This window comes from Aurantiacibacter sp. MUD61, from assembly GCF_027912455.1.
GTDB lineage: Bacteria > Pseudomonadota > Alphaproteobacteria > Sphingomonadales > Sphingomonadaceae > Alteraurantiacibacter.
In genome coordinates, this window is the sequence record NZ_CP115446.1 from 1,614,477 (window position 1) to 1,632,403 (window position 17,927).

Annotated in this window: 22 protein-coding genes; 15 read left to right on the plus strand and 7 right to left on the minus strand. The window is 62.0% G+C overall.

The features are described from left to right. Positions 1-80: 80 nt before the first annotated feature. From O2N64_RS07740 to O2N64_RS07755, 4 genes are read left to right on the plus strand one after another with little or no spacing between them, the layout of a single operon-like run. Positions 81-1,190 carry an ABC transporter permease gene (locus tag O2N64_RS07740; protein ID WP_271079621.1) on the plus strand — a complete coding sequence of 370 codons (1,110 nt, stop codon included), beginning with the start codon at positions 81-83 and terminating at the stop codon, positions 1,188-1,190. After that, on the plus strand, positions 1,187-2,059 hold the full coding sequence (locus tag O2N64_RS07745; RefSeq protein ID WP_271077040.1) for an ABC transporter ATP-binding protein: 873 nt from the start codon (positions 1,187-1,189) through the stop codon (positions 2,057-2,059). Before O2N64_RS07740 ends, O2N64_RS07745 begins: the two co-directional genes overlap by 4 nt. A gap of 10 nt (positions 2,060-2,069) precedes the next feature. Continuing rightward, the gene (locus tag O2N64_RS07750) at positions 2,070-3,017 is read left to right on the plus strand and encodes an MlaD family protein (protein ID WP_271077041.1); all 948 of its coding nucleotides are present in this window, start codon (positions 2,070-2,072) and stop codon (positions 3,015-3,017) included. A gap of 14 nt (positions 3,018-3,031) precedes the next feature. Then, complete coding sequence (locus tag O2N64_RS07755) at positions 3,032-3,625, plus strand: ABC-type transport auxiliary lipoprotein family protein (RefSeq protein WP_271077042.1); 594 nt, start codon at positions 3,032-3,034, stop codon at positions 3,623-3,625. 7 nt (positions 3,626-3,632) lie between these two features. Here O2N64_RS07755 and O2N64_RS07760 read toward each other — a convergent pair whose 3' ends face one another. From O2N64_RS07760 to crcB, 5 genes are read right to left on the minus strand one after another with little or no spacing between them, the layout of a single operon-like run. After that, entirely contained in the window at positions 3,633-4,328 is a 696-nt protein-coding gene (locus tag O2N64_RS07760) for an ATP12 family chaperone protein (protein ID WP_271077043.1), read from the minus strand. Continuing rightward, positions 4,325-4,552 carry a hypothetical protein gene (locus tag O2N64_RS07765; RefSeq protein ID WP_271077044.1) on the minus strand — a complete coding sequence of 76 codons (228 nt, stop codon included), beginning with the start codon at positions 4,550-4,552 and terminating at the stop codon, positions 4,325-4,327. Before O2N64_RS07765 ends, O2N64_RS07760 begins: the two co-directional genes overlap by 4 nt. Continuing rightward, the gene (locus O2N64_RS07770) at positions 4,545-5,204 is read right to left on the minus strand and encodes an HAD-IA family hydrolase (RefSeq protein ID WP_271077045.1); all 660 of its coding nucleotides are present in this window, start codon (positions 5,202-5,204) and stop codon (positions 4,545-4,547) included. Before O2N64_RS07770 ends, O2N64_RS07765 begins: the two co-directional genes overlap by 8 nt. After that, positions 5,204-6,346, minus strand: a complete 1,143-nt coding sequence (locus O2N64_RS07775; RefSeq protein ID WP_271077046.1) for an RluA family pseudouridine synthase — start codon at positions 6,344-6,346, stop codon at positions 5,204-5,206. The genes O2N64_RS07770 and O2N64_RS07775 overlap by 1 nt, the downstream gene beginning before the upstream one ends. After that, the gene (gene crcB, locus O2N64_RS07780) at positions 6,343-6,756 is read right to left on the minus strand and encodes a fluoride efflux transporter CrcB (protein ID WP_271077047.1); all 414 of its coding nucleotides are present in this window, start codon (positions 6,754-6,756) and stop codon (positions 6,343-6,345) included. Before crcB ends, O2N64_RS07775 begins: the two co-directional genes overlap by 4 nt. 221 nt (positions 6,757-6,977) lie before the next feature. Here crcB and rpsU point away from each other — a divergent pair, with 221 nt between their 5' ends. The 11 genes from rpsU to O2N64_RS07835 all read left to right on the plus strand — a co-directional run bounded on the left by rpsU (position 6,978) and on the right by O2N64_RS07835 (position 16,159). After that, the gene (gene rpsU, locus O2N64_RS07785; RefSeq protein WP_176273015.1) at positions 6,978-7,184 is read left to right on the plus strand and encodes a 30S ribosomal protein S21; all 207 of its coding nucleotides are present in this window, start codon (positions 6,978-6,980) and stop codon (positions 7,182-7,184) included. Between the two features lie 120 nt (positions 7,185-7,304). Further along, the gene (locus O2N64_RS07790) at positions 7,305-7,877 is read left to right on the plus strand and encodes an FKBP-type peptidyl-prolyl cis-trans isomerase (RefSeq protein ID WP_271077048.1); all 573 of its coding nucleotides are present in this window, start codon (positions 7,305-7,307) and stop codon (positions 7,875-7,877) included. Positions 7,878-7,900: 23 nt separating this feature from the next. Beyond that, positions 7,901-9,676 (plus strand): DUF4153 domain-containing protein, encoded by a 1,776-nt coding sequence (locus O2N64_RS07795; protein ID WP_271077049.1) that lies wholly within the window; start codon positions 7,901-7,903, stop codon positions 9,674-9,676. A gap of 39 nt (positions 9,677-9,715) precedes the next feature. Then, positions 9,716-10,018 (plus strand): Asp-tRNA(Asn)/Glu-tRNA(Gln) amidotransferase subunit GatC, encoded by a 303-nt coding sequence (gene gatC / locus O2N64_RS07800; protein ID WP_271077050.1) that lies wholly within the window; start codon positions 9,716-9,718, stop codon positions 10,016-10,018. A gap of 105 nt (positions 10,019-10,123) precedes the next feature. Next, on the plus strand, positions 10,124-11,605 hold the full coding sequence (gene gatA / locus O2N64_RS07805) for an Asp-tRNA(Asn)/Glu-tRNA(Gln) amidotransferase subunit GatA (RefSeq protein ID WP_271077051.1): 1,482 nt from the start codon (positions 10,124-10,126) through the stop codon (positions 11,603-11,605). Then, positions 11,605-11,751 (plus strand): glutamyl-tRNA amidotransferase, encoded by a 147-nt coding sequence (locus O2N64_RS07810; protein WP_271077052.1) that lies wholly within the window; start codon positions 11,605-11,607, stop codon positions 11,749-11,751. The genes gatA and O2N64_RS07810 overlap by 1 nt, the downstream gene beginning before the upstream one ends. A gap of 198 nt (positions 11,752-11,949) precedes the next feature. After that, positions 11,950-12,567: a hypothetical protein gene (locus O2N64_RS07815; protein ID WP_271077053.1), complete on the plus strand. Its 618-nt coding sequence runs from the start codon at positions 11,950-11,952 to the stop codon at positions 12,565-12,567. Between the two features lie 25 nt (positions 12,568-12,592). After that, positions 12,593-14,092: an Asp-tRNA(Asn)/Glu-tRNA(Gln) amidotransferase subunit GatB gene (gene gatB / locus O2N64_RS07820; protein ID WP_271077054.1), complete on the plus strand. Its 1,500-nt coding sequence runs from the start codon at positions 12,593-12,595 to the stop codon at positions 14,090-14,092. 104 nt (positions 14,093-14,196) lie between these two features. After that, positions 14,197-14,787: a hypothetical protein gene (locus tag O2N64_RS07825; RefSeq protein WP_271077055.1), complete on the plus strand. Its 591-nt coding sequence runs from the start codon at positions 14,197-14,199 to the stop codon at positions 14,785-14,787. A 34-nt stretch (positions 14,788-14,821) separates the two neighbouring features. Beyond that, on the plus strand, positions 14,822-15,694 hold the full coding sequence (locus tag O2N64_RS07830) for a hypothetical protein (RefSeq protein WP_271077056.1): 873 nt from the start codon (positions 14,822-14,824) through the stop codon (positions 15,692-15,694). 3 nt (positions 15,695-15,697) lie between these two features. Further along, complete coding sequence (locus tag O2N64_RS07835) at positions 15,698-16,159, plus strand: tRNA (cytidine(34)-2'-O)-methyltransferase (protein WP_271077057.1); 462 nt, start codon at positions 15,698-15,700, stop codon at positions 16,157-16,159. Here the strand turns inward: O2N64_RS07835 and O2N64_RS07840 are convergent. Continuing rightward, positions 16,129-17,475 carry an ABC1 kinase family protein gene (locus tag O2N64_RS07840; protein ID WP_271077058.1) on the minus strand — a complete coding sequence of 449 codons (1,347 nt, stop codon included), beginning with the start codon at positions 17,473-17,475 and terminating at the stop codon, positions 16,129-16,131. The two genes, O2N64_RS07835 and O2N64_RS07840, sit on opposite strands and share 31 nt — an antisense overlap. 117 nt (positions 17,476-17,592) lie before the next feature. Next, on the minus strand, positions 17,593-17,901 hold the full coding sequence (locus O2N64_RS07845; RefSeq protein WP_271077059.1) for a hypothetical protein: 309 nt from the start codon (positions 17,899-17,901) through the stop codon (positions 17,593-17,595). Between the last annotated feature and the right edge of the window lie 26 nt (positions 17,902-17,927).

A 17,927-nucleotide genomic window follows, 5' to 3' on the forward strand; every position in this document is an offset into this window, starting at 1 on the left:
TCTTTCACCGAGGGCAACATGGTAAAGTGTCATCCTAAAGTGTTGCGGGCGCTTCCGTTTGCCCGCATAGCGTGGCGAATATGCGCGAATGGGCCGATTTCAGTGTTGAAGAGCGGGGTGGCCGGGTGACAGTGTCGATCACCGGTCCGCTTACGGTATCGGGCATCGGGCGGCTCGATCCGGCGCTGCGCGACTTCGACGATTCGGTGCAGACGGTCGATATTTCCGCCGTGGAGCGGATCGACACGGTCGGTGCATGGATCGTCCACCGTTTTGCCGAGGAAAAAGGCGCGGAGATCAACGGCGCGAGCGAGGCTGCGCTGGTGCTGATCGATGCAGTGGAAGAATGCGCGTTTGAAGGCGACATCACGCCGGAGCGTGACACGTCGCTCAAGAATTTCGCCGCCGATGTGGGTGAAAAGGTCGTCGATTTCGGCAACGGCCTGAAACACAATGTCAGCTTCCTTGGCGCCATTGTTGCGGCATTGGGTGGGACAATTGCACACCCGCGTCGCCTGCGCATACGCGCGCTTGTGCGGCAGATGGAGCTGGTCGGCGTTTCGGCTTTGCCCATCGTCGGGCTGATGAGTTTCCTGATCGGCATCGTGATTGCGCAGCAGGGTGCGGTGCAATTGCAGCAGTTCGGGGCAGAGGCCTTCACCGTCAATCTGGTCGGCCGAATCACTCTGCGCGAACTGGGCGTGCTGATGACGGCGATCATGGTGGCGGGCCGGTCAGGCTCTGCCTTTGCCGCGCAGATCGGCACCATGCAACTGACCGAGGAAGTCGATGCGATGCGCACGATCGGCGTCTCGCCGACCGAAGCGCTAGTGCTGCCTCGTATCCTTGCAGCAGTGCTGATGATGCCGCTGCTGGGCTTTTATGCGTCGATCATGGCGATTATCGGCGGCGCGATGATCGGCGATCTGATGCTCGGCATTCCGTTCTGGACGTTCATCGCCCGCGTACAGGAAGTGGTGCCGATCCACGATTTCTGGGTTGGCATGATCAAGGCGCCGGTGTTCGGCCTCATCATCGCTTTGTCAGGCTGTTATCAGGGCATGCAGGTCAAAGGAAACGCCGAAGAGGTCGGTCTGCGCACCACCATGGCCGTCGTGCAGGCGATCTTCATGGTGATCGTGCTTGATGCGTTCTTTGCCGTGTTTTTCACGGAGATTGGCCTCGGATGAGCGATCAGGAAACCCATGATCACGTGGCAGAGACCGCAGAGGATATCCCCGAAATCGAGGATAGCGAATACCCGATCCGCATCCACTCCCTGACCAATGCCTTTGGCGACTTTGTGGTGCACGAAGACCTCGATCTCGACGTTCGCAGGGGCGAAATCCTCGGCGTTGTCGGTGGATCGGGCACGGGGAAATCTGTCCTGATGCGCTCCATCATCGGCCTTCAGCGCCCGGCAGAGGGCGATGTCGAGGTTTTCGGGAAAAACATCACAGAGGCCGAACCGGACGAGGAAATCGGCGTCCGCTCGCGCTGGGGCGTTTTGTTTCAGGGCGGGGCGCTGTTTTCGACGCTGACGGTGGCGGAAAATGTGCAAGTGCCGCTCAAGCAATTTTATCCCGAGCTGGACCAGGAATTACTCAACGAAATCGCCCGTTACAAGGTGGTGCTTACAGGCCTGCCGGAAAATGCTGCGGCAAAATTTCCCAGCGAGCTCTCGGGCGGGATGAAAAAGCGCGCAGGCCTTGCCCGTGCTCTCGCGCTCGATCCCGAATTGCTGTTCTTGGACGAGCCGACTGCGGGCCTCGATCCCGTGGGTGCGGCAAAATTCGACGAGCTGCTGCGCGAACTTACCGATACGCTTGGCCTCACCGTGTTCCTGATCACCCACGATCTCGACACGCTCTATGCGATTTGCGACCGGGTGGCGGTGCTGGCCGACAAGAAGGTCATCGCGATCGGCTCGATCCCCGAACTGCTCGAAACCGATCATCCGTGGATCCAGGAATATTTCAACGGACCGCGCAGCCGCGCCGCAGCAGAATCGCATGATCGCGGGAAAGCATTAGACAAGGCAACGGGCGAAGGTTCATAGGACGAAGCATATGGAAACCAGAGCAAACCATGTCTGGGTCGGGGTAGTCACATTGGTGCTACTCGCCGCCGCAGCTTTTTTCTTCATCTGGCTTGCGGGCCTGAGCGACCGTGACAACAAGGAGTATGACATCTTCTTCGAGCAGTCGGTCGGCGGCGTCGCAGAAGGGTCTGTCGTTACCTATTCGGGCGTGCCCGTCGGGCAGGTTCTCGATATCAGCATCTGGGAACGCGATCCGGAATTCGTGAAAGTACGCCTGCGCATCGATGATCGCACACCTATCCATGTCGGCACCGAAGCCAGCGTTTCTGCGAGTTTCACAGGCGTATCCAACATCTCGCTTGCCGGCGGGCGCAGTAATCTGCCGCTGATCAGCTGCGATACAACGGATTGTCCCGAAGGTGTGCCGGTGATCCCGCCAGCGCCGGGTGCCATCGGTGAAATCCTTGCCAGCGCGCCGCTGCTGCTGGAGCGCCTCGCCACGCTGACCGATCGGCTCACCCGCGTGCTCGATGATGACAACCAGGATTCGATTTCGGGTATCCTGCGCAACACCGATGCGATCAGCGGAGAGCTGGCGCGCACCTCGCCGGAAATCGAGCGGACCTTGCAGGAACTGCAGGGCACGCTGAACCAGTCCACGGCAACGCTGGCAGCTTTCGAGGATACGCTGACTTCCGTCGATGCGCTTGTCGAGAATGACGGGGCACAGCTGAGCGATGATCTGCGCGCAACGCTCGCTTCGGCACGTCAAGCCGCGGCAGCGCTGGAAGCGACGCTCGCCAATGTCGAGCCGCTAACTGAGCAGCTTTCGCAAGACACGCTGCCTGCCGCGACGGCTACGATGCGCGATTTGCGTGAGACCAGCGAAAACCTGCGCAGCCTCACTGAACGTATTGAAACCGAAGGCGCCGGTTCGATTTTGAGCGGGCCGTCGCTGCCCGATTACGAACCTTGAGCGGGAGATTGATTGTGACGAATTTTGCCAAACCCGTTCTCGCCAGCCTTGCGGCGATCACCCTGCTGGGCGGCTGTGTAAGCATCGGCGGCGCGGAAGCGCCTGACCAATTGCTGACCCTGACCCCTGCCACCAACGCACCCGAAGGCAGCGGAACCGAAGGCGAGGCGAGTAACGCGCTCGCGGTGCAAGTGCCGAGCGTCAACCAGCGGCTCAACGTCAATCGTATCCCGGTGATCACGAGCGACAGCTCGCTCGCCTATCTTGTCGATGCGTGGTGGGTGGAAAAGCCCGCGCGCCTGTTCCGCAATGTGCTGGCCGAAACGATCCGCGCGCGCGGCAATCGCCTGGTGGCGAGCGGCCCGGAAATGGAATTCGTCGCACGGACGCAGCTTTCCGGCCAGCTGACGGCAATGGATTATGACGCGCAGACCGGCAGCGTGTTCATTCGCTATGACGCGGTGCTCGAAGCGCCCGGAGCGCAAGTCCGCACGCGCCGTTTTGAAGAGCGGATTTCCGGCATTCCCGCAGAAGCGACGGCGGTTGGCGCGGCGATGAACGATGCGGCGAACCAGATCGCTGCGGATGTCGCCGACTGGGTTGATTGATCAGGTTTTAGCCGCGAACAGCTTTCGCAAAGCGCGCGGCGCAGGCAAAGGCTTCCAGCCGTGCCTTGCGCGCGGCTTCCGCCTGCGCATCCCAGCCCCATAGCTCGGCCTGCCAGTCCTCTTCGGCATTGGCGGCTGCGAACATCGCTTCGCTGTCTGCCTCGTCGTCGATAACCGCCAGCGGCACGACAATCGATGCGGCGAGCGAGGCGAGCGTCATCAGCGCTGCGAGGGTGAAGTCGTCTTCCTGTTCCAGCCGCTTGCGCACGCTTTGCATCGTCTTTTCCGGCTGCTGCGCGTGCATGATCCCGCTCACGCGCTGCACGGAGACATCGTGGCGCTTTTCAAATGCAGTCACCAGCGGCTCCCACATCTGTTCCTGCCGCTCATACAGCGGCTCATCAGGATTGGCGCGATAGGTCAGCGTATCGGTGTCGGCATAGCTGAGCAGCTTGGTGATCGTGCCGTCACGGTCGGGCCGCACAATGTCGATGGCGAAATCTGCCATGTCGCGGAAAATGAAGCTTTTGGGATCGACCTCGTCGCCCTGCGCGGCCCATTCCTTGGCCAGCATCTGCGCGCAGGCTTCGGTCGGCACCACCTGCTGCCCGCCGCGCTGCGTCTTGATCCCGCGACCATCCAGCGTCACCTGCCAGCCCGCATCGGACTGCTGAACCGAAACCTCTTTCCAGAATTTCTTCATTTTATCTTGTTGGTGCTCCAGCGGCGCGAAAGGATGATCGGGAACAGGAAGACATCGAACATGCCGATCCCGATCAGCAGATAGGCAGTCCAATCGGGCCAATCCAGTGCACCATTGGCTATGGCAAGGCCGAGCGCGACCAGAATGGCGCCCGATACGCGCAGCATTTGAATTGCCATCCAGCGCTTCTTCGCCAGCGCTTCCTCACTTGCCTTGTCAGCCATTGATCAGCGCCTCCAGCTCTTCCATCGTGGTCGCCACGCCGATGGCGCCCGCGTCGCGCAGCTCTTCCGGCTCGTGATAGCCCCAGTCGACCCCGATAGCGCGGCAGCCAGCGGCAGCGGCCATCTGGATATCGTAGACGGTATCGCCAATCATCACCGTATCGCCGCGGTCTGCGAGCACATCCGCCATCGCCGCTTCCAGCATGGCCGGATGCGGTTTTGACGGGTGCCTGTCTGCCGTGTGCAGAGTGGAGAACAAATCGGTGAGATCATTCGCTGAAAGCGTGCTGGCCAGCCCGCGATCCGATTTGCCGGTGGCGACGCCCAGCGTCCAGCCGGTACCGTGAAGGCGGCGCAGCAGGTCGGGAATGCCATCGTACAGCGGCTCTCGCAGGGAACCGTCCTCGCGCGATTGGCGGAAGGCGGACTTGTAGGCCTCGACGGCCGCGAGCAGCTGATCGTCGTCCGCTTCCGGTGCCAGCTGGCGGATGGCTTGCGGCAGGCTCAGCCCGACGATCCGCCGCACGAAATGCCTGTCCGGCGTGCCAAGCCCGGCCGTCTCGAATGCGACATCCATCGCATTGCACACGCCCGCCTGCCCATCCGAGAGCGTACCATCGCAATCGAACACGGCGAGGCGGACGGCGCTCACTAGCGTTTGCCCTTTGGCTTGGGCTTTGCTCCGCGTTTCTTGCCGCCCGGCTGGCCGCGACCCTTGCGTTCGCCGCGGCGGTTCTTGCGGTATTGCTTGGCGTGCTGGCGCGCGGCCTGCTTTTTCTCTTCCTTGCTGCGCTCGGGCGGCGGCGTGGCGACGGGGCCAGCATCGCTCAGCGTTTCATCGAAGCCCAGTTGCTCCATGCTCTGCGCGAAATGTTCGGGCAGGGGAGCGGTCACATCGAGCTGTTCGCCCTTCGGCCCGTCGATAATCAGGCGTCGAGCGTGGAGGTGCATCTTGCGGCTGACGCTGCCGGTCAGGAAAGCATCCTGCCCGCCATATTTGCCGTCTCCTACGATCGGGTGACCGATCGCTGCCATATGCACGCGCAGCTGGTGGGTGCGCCCGGTGAAAGGCTGCAATTCGACCCAGGCGGCTGCGTTGCCAGCGCGTTCGACCACGCGGTAGACCGTCCTGGCTGGCTGGCCGCCTTCCATATCGACATGCATCTTCTCGCCGCCGGTGCCCGGCTGCTTGGCGAGCGGCGCTTCGATTGTGCCTTCGTGAATATCGGGCACGCCGACCACCAGCGCCCAGTAAATCTTCTTCGCGGTCCGACCGGAAAAGCGCTTGGAATAGAAAGCCGCGCTGCCCGATGTGCGCGCCACCAGCAGGACGCCGGAGGTATCCTTGTCCAGCCGGTGGACGAGTTTGGGGCGCTGCTCGTCCTCGCCTGCAAAGGCATCGAGCAACCCGTCGACATGCTTGGTCGTCTTGGTGCCGCCCTGTGTGGCGAGGCCCGGAGGCTTGTTGAGGACCAGCGCCGATCGGGTGCGGGTGATCAGCATTTCCTCGGCCTCTGCAATCTCTGCTTCGGTCAGCTCGCGGCGCTGGCGCTTCGTGCGCGCGCCGTCTTCACCGCCCGGCGGAACCCGCAGGACCTGCCCTTCGGAAAGGCGATCATCCACCTTGGCGCGGCTGCCATCCACGCGCAGCTGACCGGTGCGCGCCCAGCGGCTGACGGTTCCAAAGCCGACTTGCGGCAAATGCCGCTTGAACCAGCGGTCCAGCCGCACGCCATCATCATCGGCATCGACGGTGAACTGGCGAACCTGATCTGCGTCTTGCTTGTTGCTCATGAGAACAACCGCGTGACCATGAGGCCAAAGACAAAGCCGGTTACGCCGAGCCCGATGGACAGCATCAGGTAAATCGCCGCCATCCCGATCTGTCCGCGCTCGATCAGCAATGACAGCTCGAGGCTGAAGGCGCTGAATGTGGTGAACCCGCCGAGCAGGCCGACACCCAGCAAGAGGCGCAGGCTCTCTGCATTTTCGGGTGCGCTGCGGAACAGCCATCCGGCGAGCAGGCCCATCAGCAGGCTGCCGATCGTGTTGACTGCAAGCGTGGCAAAGGGAAAGACGCTGATGACAGGCGCGCCGAGCCATGAGGTCATAAAGCGGCCGAGCTGGTATCGCGCGAGCGAACCCAGGCCGCCGCCCAATGCCACATAGGCAGAGGCGAGAAGGGGAGAAGTCGTTTGGGACATGGCTCACGCTCTAGCCGCTGGCCAGCCTTGGCGGAACCCAAAACTTGCCGCAAATACCGCGAGCGCCTTGCCTTTTGCCGATGATTCGCTTATCTGCCGCCCCAGAAAGCCGGTTCCGGAACGGATTCGGCGCGTTTTTCGTTGATAAATCATACGGTGCACCCCGCGCCTGATCCGCGGGCTCTCATCGGTTTTGAATTAGATAAGGTGGCAAGAGTTTTATGCAGATCATCGTCCGCGATAACAATGTCGAGCAGGCCCTCCGCGCGCTCAAGAAGAAGCTGCAGCGGGAAGGTGTGTATCGCGAGATGAAGCTGCGTCGTCACTACGAAAAGCCCAGCGAAAAGCGCGCCCGCGAAAAGGCCGCTGCCGTGCGCCGCGCCCGCAAGCTGGAGCGCAAGCGTATGGAGCGTGACGGCATCAAGTAAGCCGCTTTCCCCGACTATGGGGCAAGATCGCTTGAAAGCTCATCGCAGCTAAGCCAAAGGGGCGTGGAGAGAATCCGCGCCCTTTTGTTTGCGCGGTGGAAATTGGCAGGATCGTATCGAATGGCTGAAGTAACCCGTGTTCCTCTGCAACCCATCGCCAAGGGTTCGCTGCTGAAGCTGTGGCTGGGCGTGCTGGCCGCTGTCGTGATTGCCGCAGCGATTGCCTGGGCCGCCATGCCAAAGGGCGTGACCGTGGATACGATCACTGCGGGCGAAGGCGAAAGCCCCTCGGTCGAGGATGTGATCTTCGTGCGCTACACCGGTCGTCTGGAAGACGGCACGGTGTTCGACCAGTCGACCGATGGCGAATGGCCGGTGCCGGGCATCCTGCCCGAGGGCGCAGCCCTGCCGCTTGGCCAGATGATCCCCGGTTTCCAGGAAGCCGTGCTGCAAATGCAGAAGGGCGGCACCTACGAAGTCTTTATCCCGTCAGAGCTTGGCTATGGCGACGAAGCGCAGGAGGGCTCGCCCATCCCGCCCGGATCGGATCTCTATTTCAACATTACACTCGTCGATTTCATGGCCGAGGAAGAGGCGCAACAGCGTTACATGACCATGATCCAGATGATGCAGCAGATGGAAGCCGAAGGCGCTGAGGGCGGTGAGGGTGGCGAGGCAAGCACTGCCGAATAAGCCCATCGGGTAAGGGGGATAACATGACCGCCGGTTCTGAAATGGAGCGGGCGCTCCCCGTCGAAGCGAACTTCCTCGAAGACTGGCCGCAGCGACCGTGGGTATTGGCGGGGCTGGGCCTGCTTGCCGGCCTTGCGGTCAATCTGATCCTTGAAGCCGATGGCGAGAGCGCATTGGGCGCAGCCGCCGCGGCGTTCTGCTTCTTCGCTTTTATCGCGGCGACGTTCGTCCTTCGCCCCTCGCGGCTGGCGGAGTCGGCCGTTTTCGCGATTGGGCTTGGCCTGGTCATGGGCGGCATCGCCTATTTCGCCGCCGACTGGTCGGACACGCGGGCGGGCACGGAATTTGCGTTCGCTGCGGGAGTTTTCTTTTCGCTGCTCGCCATTCCGCTGTTTCAGGCGAACTTCCATCGCAAGCGGTGGCAGACCAATTACGCCGAAACGCATTTCCACGTCTGGACCGATGCCGTCAGCGCGGGCGGCGCTTTCGCTTTTGTCCTTCTAAGCTGGCTGGTGCTGTGGCTGCTGCAAGCTTTGTTCAGCATTGTCGGTATAGAATTTATCGAAGCGCTCATCGATACGGAGGGCTTCCCCGGCGCATTCATGGGCGCAGCATTCGGCGGCGCGATGGGCGTGCTGCGCAACCAGCTTGGCGTATTGGGGACGTTGCAGCGCGTCGTCATGCTGGTGTTTGCCCTGCTGGCGGTGCCTTTCGCCTTTGCGCTTGCCATCTTCCTTTTCATCCTGCTGACATCGGGCGGAGGCGCGCTTTGGGAAGCGACCGATAGCGCAACGCCCGTGCTGCTGACCTGCGCTGTCGCGGCCTTCATTCTGACCAACGCCATCATCCGCGATGACGACGAGGCGCGCAGCTCCAGCAAGGTGATGCAGACCGCCGCGCTGGTGCTCGCCGCGTGCATCTTCCCGCTGACGGTGTTCGCCGCGATAAGCATGGGCATCCGCATCGACCAGCATGGGCTGTCGCCCGAACGCATCTGGGCGCTCGTCGCCATCGTGATCGCCACTGCCTATGGCCTTGCATACTGGGTCGGGCTCGCTCGCGGGCGTATGGCGGGCTGGAGCGCGCATCTGCGCACCGCCAACATGCGGCTGGCCGTGGCGAGCTGTGCGGTGGCGTTCGTACTGGCGTTCCCACTATTCGATTTCGGGGCAATCTCCACCCGAGACCAGATTGCCCGGCTCGAAAGCGGCGAGGTGAGCGTCGAAGAATTCGATTACTCCGCCTTGCGCTGGGATTTCGGCGATGCGGGCCGCGATGCGCTGGCAGTGCTGGCAGAGGGCGAAAGCGAGCTTGCCCGGTTGGCGCAGGCCGCGCGGGAGCAGCAGAGCAGGCCATACGACTGGTTGGACGAGCCCCCTGACAGAGGCGTCGGCACATTCGTCGTCTATCCGTCCGGATCGGATTTACCGCCGGGGCTTGCCGATACGATACGGTCCGATGGAGTCTGCCGTGACAGTGCAGCATGCCGCGTTTACCTTCAAGACGATGGCGCATCGGCGGTAGCCTTGGGCGATGGATGCGCGGACCTGGACGAGCCTGCAAGCCCGGACGTCCAGTGTGGCATCGACAACGAGGTATTCCTGCGGGTCGATGGAGGATGGCGTGCCGCTCCGCGCTCGCAACCGGATGTCTCGATGTCGACGGAGGAAGAGCGCGAGGCTCTCCAGCGTGAACGCGATGCAATCGAGCGAGGAGATGTGCGTATAGATCGATCGCAGCGCCGTTCGATTTATATCGGCGGCGAAGAGGTTGGACCCACGTTCGAACCGCCCTCGTAACTGCTTGAAGTGCGTCACCGGCACGGCTAGTGCGAGGCCATGTCCGTTACCCGAGAAGAAGTGGCGAAAATCGCCCAATTGGCGCGCATCAAGATGGGCGAGGAAGATCTCGACCACCTTGTGCCTGAATTCAACAATATCCTCACCTGGGTCGAGCAGCTGGGCGAAGTCGACACGTCCGGTGTCGAGCCCATGACTGCCGTCATCCCGCAAGCCCTGCGCCTGCGTGACGATGTGGTCGATGCCGATCCCAAGACCGGCGGCGGGCGGCAGGATGATGTGCTGGCCAATGCTCCGGTCGCGGAACATGGCTTCTACGGCGTGCCCAAGGTGATCGAGTGAGCCTTACACTTCATCCGCGTCATCCCAGCGAAAGCTGGGATCTCTCGCTGCCTCGCGCGACTTTCAACCAGATCCCAGCTTTCGCTGGGATGACGGATAATTCACATGACTGACATTACCAATCTCGGCGTCCGCGAAATTCGCGATGGCGTAGCTGCGGGCGATTTCTCCGCGCGCGAAGTGGCGGAAAGCTTCAATGCCGCCGTCGAAGCGGCGAGCGAGCTCAACGCTTTCATCGTCACCACACCGGAAAAGGCTCTGGAAGCCGCTGATGCGGTGGACGCTGCACGCGCCAAGGGCGAAACGCTCGGCTCCATGGCCGGCGTGCCGATCGGCATGAAGGATCTGTTCGCGACCGACGGTGTGCAGACCACTGCCGCGAGCCATATCCTCGAAGGCTTTACGCCGCGCTATGAAAGCACGGTTTCGGCCAAGCTGTGGGAAGCGGGCTGCGGCATGCTCGGCAAGCTCAACTTAGACCAGTTCGCGATGGGCTCCTCCAACGAGACGAGCTATTTCGGCAATGTCTCCTCACCCTGGCGCAAGAAGGGCAGCAATGCCGCGATGAGCCCGGGCGGTTCCTCGGGCGGCTCTTCCGCCGCCGTCGCCGCGCGTATCGCACCTGCCGCGACCGGTACCGACACCGGCGGTTCGATCCGCCAGCCCGCCGCTTTCACCGGTATTTGCGGGATCAAGCCGACCTATGGCCGTTGCTCGCGCTGGGGCGTCGTCGCCTTCGCAAGCTCTCTCGATCAGGCAGGGCCGATGGCGCGCTCGGTGGAAGATTGCGCGATCATGCTCGGCGCGATGGCAGGGTTCGATCCCAAGGATTCGACCAGCCTCGATGCGCCGGTGCCGAACTGGTTCGGTGGTCTCAATGCAGACCTGCACGGCAAGAAAGTCGGCATTCCCAAGGAATACCGGATGGAAGGCACCGACCAGGCGATCCTCGATAGCTGGGACAAGGGTGCCGAATGGCTGCGCGATGCCGGAGCAGAGATCGTCGAAGTCTCACTGCCGCACACCAAATATGCGCTGCCCGCCTATTATATCGTCGCTCCCGCCGAGGCATCGAGCAATCTCGCCCGCTATGACGGCGTGCGCTACGGCCTCCGCGACCTGCCCGAGGGTGCCGGCCTGCAGGACATGTACGCCGCCACCCGCGCCGAAGGCTTCGGGGACGAAGTAAAGCGCCGCGTGATGCTCGGCACCTATGTGCTCTCCGCAGGGTTCTACGATGCCTATTACACCCAGGCGATGAAAGTGCGCACGCTGGTGCAGCGCGATTTCGACGCGGCATTCGAGCAGTGCGACGTGATCCTCGCGCCGACAACGCCTACGCCGAGCTTCCCGCTCAACTCGCTCAACGACGATCCGCTGACGATGTATCTGAACGACGTGTTCGCGGTGCCTGCCTCGCTCGCGGGGCTTCCAGCGATGAGCGTTCCGGCGACGGTGACCGAAGACGGCCTGCCGCTGGGCTTGCAGATCGTGGGCCGCGCGATGGACGAGCAGGGCGTGCTGAACGCAGGCCTCGCAATCGAACAGCGCGCCGGGTTCACGGCAAAGCCGGAGAAGTGGTGGTAGTGAACGATAGTTCGATAACCTTCGTCGGCATTGCACTGATACTCGCCGTGCCTGCTACATTCATGGTGGCGGATTGGGTGCGGAAGAATGTTGATCACGGCGAAGCGCGGTTCGACGAAAACGGGAAGATGATCGACGATGACTAATTACCGCATTGAGGTCGCAACGGCCGAGTGGCACGTTGTGATCGGCTTGAAGGTCCATGCGCAGGTCACCACAAACACCAAGCCTCATAAGTGGTGGTGACGCTGGCACCCGGCGCTGTCCATCCGGCCTGACGCCAGCAGATGGTGCCGATAAAACTTCGATTGCGAGCTCTGCTCGGCCGCTTCCCGCGCCTCTACATGGTCATCCAGATACTGCGGGGGAGCGGGGATCGGTTTAACAGCCTGCTGGCTGACGACACCGATATCCTTATCGACGGCTTTCCGCGATCGGCCAACAGCTGGACGGTCCGGGTCTTCCGGTTCTGGCAGCGGATGGACCGCGTTCGCGTGGCACATCACCAGCATTCCGAAGCGCATATTGTGGCAGCCACCACGCGCGGCGTGCCGGTACTGGTACTGGTACGCGATCCCGCCGATGCCATCCGCAGCTGGTGCCTCCACGATTCAAGCATCGAAAGCGCATGGGCACTGTCCCGGTGGCTGCGATTTTACGAGGCGGTGGAGCGGATTGCGGATAGGGCGGTGATCGCCACGTTCGAGCAGGCGACCGGCGACCCCGGCGCGGTGTTCGCGCGGGTCAATGCGCGATTTGGGACACGATTCCGGCATTTTCCGATGACCCCTGCGCTGCGCGAACGGGTGCTCGGTGCGATGAATCCGCGCTCGCGTCCACACGCTGGGCGGGATGAACTGCTGGAGCGGGCGGCGCCGGTTCTCGATCCTGCAAAACTGGCCGAGGCGCGCGAACTGTTCAAGCGACTGGCCGCGCACGCAAGCACGACGTCTTGCACTTGACGACAGAGCCGTTATCGGGTGGATCATGAGCAATTACAGAATTCAGGGCGCAACGGGCGAGTGGGAGGTCCTGATCGGCCTTGAAGTCCATGCGCAGGTCACTTCCAACGCCAAGCTGTTTTCCGGCGCGAGCACTCAGTTCGGCGCGGAGCCGAATTCGCAGGTGTCCCTCGTCGATGCTGCGATGCCGGGGATGCTTCCCGTACCCAATCGCGAATGCGTGCGGCAGGCGGTGCGCACCGGCATGGCGATTGAGGCGGAAATTCACAAATGGAGCCGTTTCGACCGCAAGAATTACTTCTATGCCGATCTTCCCCAGGGCTACCAGATCAGCCAGCTCTACCATCCCATCGTGGGCGAAGGCGCGCTGACGATCCTCGCTGATGAGAAGGCGGGAATTCCCGAAGACAAGGTCATTGGGATCGAGCGCATTCATATCGAGCAGGATGCGGGCAAGCTGATGCACGATCAGCACCCGACCATGTCCTACGTCGATCTCAACCGCACCGGTGTCGCGCTGATGGAAATCGTCAGCCGTCCGGACATGACTTCGCCCGCAGAAGCCGGCGCCTATGTCCGCAAGCTGCGTTCGATCCTGCGCTATGTCGGATCGTGCGATGGCAACATGGAAGAGGGTTCGATGCGCGCGGACGTGAACGTCTCGGTGCGCAAGGTCGGCTCGACCGAGCTTGGTACGCGGACCGAAACGAAGAACGTCAATTCGGTGCGTTTCGTGATGCAGGTCATCGAATTCGAAGCGAACCGCCAGGTCGATGTGCTCGAAGAAGGTGGCACGGTCGATCAGGAAACGCGCCTGTTCGATCCGGGCACTGGCACGACGCGCACGATGCGGAGCAAGGAAGACGCGCACGATTATCGCTACTTCCCCGATCCCGACTTGCTGCCGCTGGAACTGGACGATGCCTTCCTTGAGGAATGCCGCGCCAGCCTTCCCGAATTGCCCGATGCCAAGCGCCAGCGCTACGAAAACGAGCTGGGCCTGACACCGTACAACGCGCGCGAGTTGACGGCAGAGGTCGAAACCTACGCCCGCTTTGAAACGCTGCTTGCCGAGACCGCCAAGGCGCTGGGCAAGCCAGAGGCAGACGTCGCCACACCGGTTGCCAACTGGGCGCTCTCTGTCGCGCCGGGCGTGATGAAATCGCTCGGGGACGAGGGCGATGCCAGCAACGCTACCGCCGCGCGGCAGGCCGCTATCCTCAAGATGCAGGATGCGGGCGAGATTTCGGGCGGGCAGGCGAAGGAAATTTTCGAGATCGTTCTGAGAGAGGGCCGCGAGCCGGACGAAATCGCCGATACCGAAGGCCTGAAGCAGGTCAGCGATACGGGCGCCATCGAAAGTGCGATCGACGACATCCTCGCCAACAACCAGGACAAGGTCGAGCAGTACAAGGGTGGCAAGGACAAGCTCTTCGGCTTCTTCGTCGGCCAGACGATGAAGGCGATGCAGGGCAAGGCCAATCCGGCAGTCGTCAACCAGATCCTGAAAGACAAGCTCGGCTGATCTTCGCCCCCTTTACGCTGCGCGCAGAAACGGCCACTTTCGCGCGCAGAGAACAACCGGACGGATTCGCATGCGCGCCGCCGGTATGGTGAAGGGGACTGGCTATGGATTTGACTGTGTTGTTTATCGTGTTGGTGATCGTGCTGCTGGCGGTCACCGCGTGGCTGATCTTTGGTTCCTCATCAAAGGCGCAGCACGACATCGACGGCTTCCGCAAGCGCGAGACCAATGCGCTGGGCGTTTCGGACGGACCGCGCGGTGGCAAGGCCACATCTTCCGCACAGAAACCGGCACCAGCGCCCGCCGCCACGGAAGAGCTTGTGCGCGATCCCGCGCCAACTCCTGCTGACCCCATTCCGACCGAAAAGCCGGTTGTCGCGTCGGCCGTCGCGCCAGTTTCAGACAGCACGGCAACGACTGCGACCCCCAATATTGCGGCCGCCGAAGGTGAGAGTCAGGATCTCACCAAGATCAACGGTATCGGTCCAAAGCTGGCCGCTTTGCTCAATGACCTGGGCGTGCGCCGTTACGATCAGATCGCCGCCTGGGGCGCGCGCGATGTCGCCGAAGTAGACGCACATCTCGGCAATTTCCGCGGCCGGATCGACCGTGACAAATGGATCGAACAGGCCAGCCTCCTGGCGGGCGGCAACCATGCCGAGTGGAAAGAACGCTTTGGCTCAAAGCGGAAGTAATCGCGCTCTTCGTCTGCAGGAAAATTGAACGCCAATGCTGCTCGCTCTGAAGAATGCTTTCTCGCGCCTGCGCGCATCGCAGACCTTGCGGCTGCTCGTGCTGGAGTTCGTCGTCATCCTGGGCGGCGTGCTGGCGGCGCAATTGTTGCAGGATCGCTTTGCCCGCAATGCGGAGCGTGAAGCGGCCGAAGCGCAATTCGAAAGCATTGCCGCCGCCCTGCATAATTCGGCAGAGCTGGCGATCATCCGCCCACGGATGAACCTGTGCATGCTCGATGCCATTGAGCGGGTGCGCGATGTTCTGGCTGTTCCGGGTGCGGATCGTAGCGAGCTTGGCTGGCTGGAAACGCCCGAACAGATGGTGCTGGACGAAACCGGCATCGATGCCGCACGACCGCTGCTTGCTCGCCATTTGCAGGGCGACTGGATGATGCGGCTGAGCAGCGCGGAATATATGAACGCCTATATGCGGCAGGGGCAGGATGATGAGCTGGAGGCGTGGTCCACGCTGAAACTGCTTCGGCCGGAAAATGGCCCCATCGACGAGGCAACACGCGGCGTATTGCTGCGCGCATTGGGAGAGGCACAGCGGTCCAATCGCCTGCTGGTGGAAGTCAGCGGCGTGATGGCATCGCGCGCGCGCGAGCTCGATACGCCGACACATGACACGACGATCAACGGCATGGCCTATTCGCCAAAGCTCTGCATGGCGATGGTTGGCTATGAGGATGACGCGCACCGCGAGGCTGCGCAGCGCGGTGAATTGCCCGATGGCAGGCCGATCCATCCCCGCGTGCTGCAGCAGCTTGCCGAGCGCGCCGAGTGGATCGCAGCGGCACGTGCCCGATACGAGGCCGAACAGGCCGCGCAAGCACCGCAGTCTGATCAGACGCAAACCGCTGATTGACCCGTGTCTTCAATTGTCCTCGTCCATCCGGAAATTCCCGGCAATACCGGCGCTGTCGGCCGGACCTGCGTCGCGCTCGATATCGAGCTGATACTGATCCATCCGCTCGGCTTTGTGCTTTCCGATGCGCGGGTGAAGCGCTCGGGCCTCGATTACTGGCAACATGTCAGGCTGGCGGAATTTTCGAGCTGGGAGACGTTCCTGGCTGACCGAGCCCCGCGCGATGACCAGCTGTTCCTGTTCGAGGATGATGGCGAGCGCAGCTTTTACGAACCCGACTATCCCGACGATGCCTATCTGGTGTTCGGCTGCGAGACCAAGGGCTTGCCCGCCGCCATCAGGGACGCACACAAGGCGCGCGAGTTTTTTCTGCCGATGCGCTCGCAGCACATCCGCTCGCTCAATCTCGCCAATACGGTGAGCGCGGTCGCCTATCAGGCCTTGAGAGGCTCGCTTTCGACATAGGGGCGCACCAGTGCGCGCACGTCGACCTTTGCTTTCAACCGCGCGCCGAGCAGGGCGGTGCCGCTTATCTTGCGCTGGACGAACAGTGTTTCGACTGGCGGAATATGCCATGCGCGCTTGTCGGCGGCGATCTCGAAACCCTCATCACGGATCACGGACACAAAGGCCCGGTCGCCGAAGTCGAAGGGGCCGTCGCGATTGAGTTCCGTGATGATGATATCGATGATCGTATCGAGCCGATCGCCCTGCGATGTGATTACGCCTTCGCTGACGAAGCCCGCTTCCAGCGCTGCCTTGCGCACCGCGTCGCGATTCTGATCGAGCCCTGCCGCGAGAAGTTTGCGATAGCTTGCCGCCACATCGGGATCGACCGCACGGGTTGCACCGAAATCGAGTAGCACCAATTTTCCGGAATCGGGTTGGTAGCGATAATTGGCGAAATTCGGATCGGTTTGCATCACGCCGAATTCGAACAATTCGCGCAGCACCAGCGCGATAATATCGGCTGCCGCCTCATCTCGCTCGTCCTGCGGCGCGCTTTCCATTTCCTCGATCGGGCGGCCGGGGATGAAGTCCATCGCCAGTACGCGCTCGGTCGAGAATTCTTCGGCAATCGCAGGCACAAGGAACCGTTCGCTGCCTTCCATCCGCTGGCGGTAAAGCATCATCTGCTCGCCTTCGCGAATATAGTCGGCTTCCTCGTGAAGCTGGCGCTTTGCTTCGGCGAGCAGGGGCTTGATGTCGAGTTCGGGCGGCAACAGGCCGGAGAGCTTCAGCAACGAGGCGACATTGTCGACATCGGCGTCGATGCTTTCCTTCACGCCCGGATATTGCACCTTGATCGCGATTTCCCGGCCATCTTTGGTCACCGCGCGGTGGACCTGGCCGATGCTGGCAGCGGCGATGGGACGGGGATTGAATTTCTCGAAGCGGCCGAGCCAGCCTTTGCCCCATTCCTTGTCCAGCACATCGCGCAGCTGGTTTGGCGGCATTCGATCGGCCTGTTCGCGCACGCGGGCGAGGATCTGCGCGAGTTCGGGCGGCAGCATATCGCCTGCATCCATGCTGATCATCTGACCCATCTTCATCGCCGCACCGCGAAGGTGAGAGAGGCGATCGGCCAGCCGCATGGCATTGGCAGGAGTCATCACCGCATCGCGCAGCCGGGGTCGTTCACCGCGTGCGAGCCGCTTGGCTCCTTCGGCAAGTACGCCGCCTGCAACGCCCGTCGCCAGCCGCCCGAACGCGCCCATCCGCGCAGCACGGCTGCTCGGCACCTTGCGGCTGCGGTGGTTGTCGGTCTCGTCGTCGGCCATGCGGTCTTTCAGGTTGCGTTCGTTGGATAAGCGAAGGGGGCACCCGGTCGTTCCCGGATGCCCCCTTTGTCGCAGAGAGACCGCCCGGGTGTCAGCGGTCCTTAGGTCTGCACCTGATCAGGACTTGCGCGTGGCCTTCATCGCCATCTTGCCCATCATGCCAGCATCGATGGAACCGGCCACATTGTCGCCGTCAACGATAGCTTCGCAGTTGAGAATCATTGGCAGCGGCATGTTCATCTTCATCTGCCAGTTCAGCGTGTTGCCGTTGATGGTTCCATCCTTGATTTCCATCGTGCCGAGCGTGCCGTTCAATTCGCCATCAAAACCCGTGCCATCGGCATTGGGCGTGACAACCATTGTGCCGGATTGTTCACCCATCGGGGTGCTGACGGTGAAATCGTAAGTGCCAGCAACTTCGCTCATAAAACTACTCCTTGGTATTCGTGTGT

Coding starts and splice junctions, on each gene's coding strand:
- crcB (WP_271077047.1), bottom strand. CDS start 6,756: ATGTCCCAAACGACTTCTCCCCTTCTCGCCTCTGCCTATGTGGCATTG.
- O2N64_RS07765 (WP_271077044.1), bottom strand. CDS start 4,552: ATGGCTGACAAGGCAAGTGAGGAAGCGCTGGCGAAGAAGCGCTGGATG.
- gatB (WP_271077054.1), top strand. CDS start 12,593: ATGAGCAATTACAGAATTCAGGGCGCAACGGGCGAGTGGGAGGTCCTG.
- O2N64_RS07740 (WP_271079621.1), top strand. CDS start 81: ATGCGCGAATGGGCCGATTTCAGTGTTGAAGAGCGGGGTGGCCGGGTG.
- O2N64_RS07795 (WP_271077049.1), top strand. CDS start 7,901: ATGACCGCCGGTTCTGAAATGGAGCGGGCGCTCCCCGTCGAAGCGAAC.
- O2N64_RS07745 (WP_271077040.1), top strand. CDS start 1,187: ATGAGCGATCAGGAAACCCATGATCACGTGGCAGAGACCGCAGAGGAT.
- O2N64_RS07845 (WP_271077059.1), bottom strand. CDS start 17,901: ATGAGCGAAGTTGCTGGCACTTACGATTTCACCGTCAGCACCCCGATG.
- gatA (WP_271077051.1), top strand. CDS start 10,124: ATGACTGACATTACCAATCTCGGCGTCCGCGAAATTCGCGATGGCGTA.
- O2N64_RS07775 (WP_271077046.1), bottom strand. CDS start 6,346: ATGAGCAACAAGCAAGACGCAGATCAGGTTCGCCAGTTCACCGTCGAT.
- O2N64_RS07825 (WP_271077055.1), top strand. CDS start 14,197: ATGGATTTGACTGTGTTGTTTATCGTGTTGGTGATCGTGCTGCTGGCG.
- O2N64_RS07750 (WP_271077041.1), top strand. CDS start 2,070: ATGGAAACCAGAGCAAACCATGTCTGGGTCGGGGTAGTCACATTGGTG.
- O2N64_RS07815 (WP_271077053.1), top strand. CDS start 11,950: ATGGTCATCCAGATACTGCGGGGGAGCGGGGATCGGTTTAACAGCCTG.
- O2N64_RS07840 (WP_271077058.1), bottom strand. CDS start 17,475: ATGGCCGACGACGAGACCGACAACCACCGCAGCCGCAAGGTGCCGAGC.
- O2N64_RS07830 (WP_271077056.1), top strand. CDS start 14,822: ATGCTGCTCGCTCTGAAGAATGCTTTCTCGCGCCTGCGCGCATCGCAG.
- O2N64_RS07790 (WP_271077048.1), top strand. CDS start 7,305: ATGGCTGAAGTAACCCGTGTTCCTCTGCAACCCATCGCCAAGGGTTCG.
- gatC (WP_271077050.1), top strand. CDS start 9,716: ATGTCCGTTACCCGAGAAGAAGTGGCGAAAATCGCCCAATTGGCGCGC.
- rpsU (WP_176273015.1), top strand. CDS start 6,978: ATGCAGATCATCGTCCGCGATAACAATGTCGAGCAGGCCCTCCGCGCG.
- O2N64_RS07760 (WP_271077043.1), bottom strand. CDS start 4,328: ATGAAGAAATTCTGGAAAGAGGTTTCGGTTCAGCAGTCCGATGCGGGC.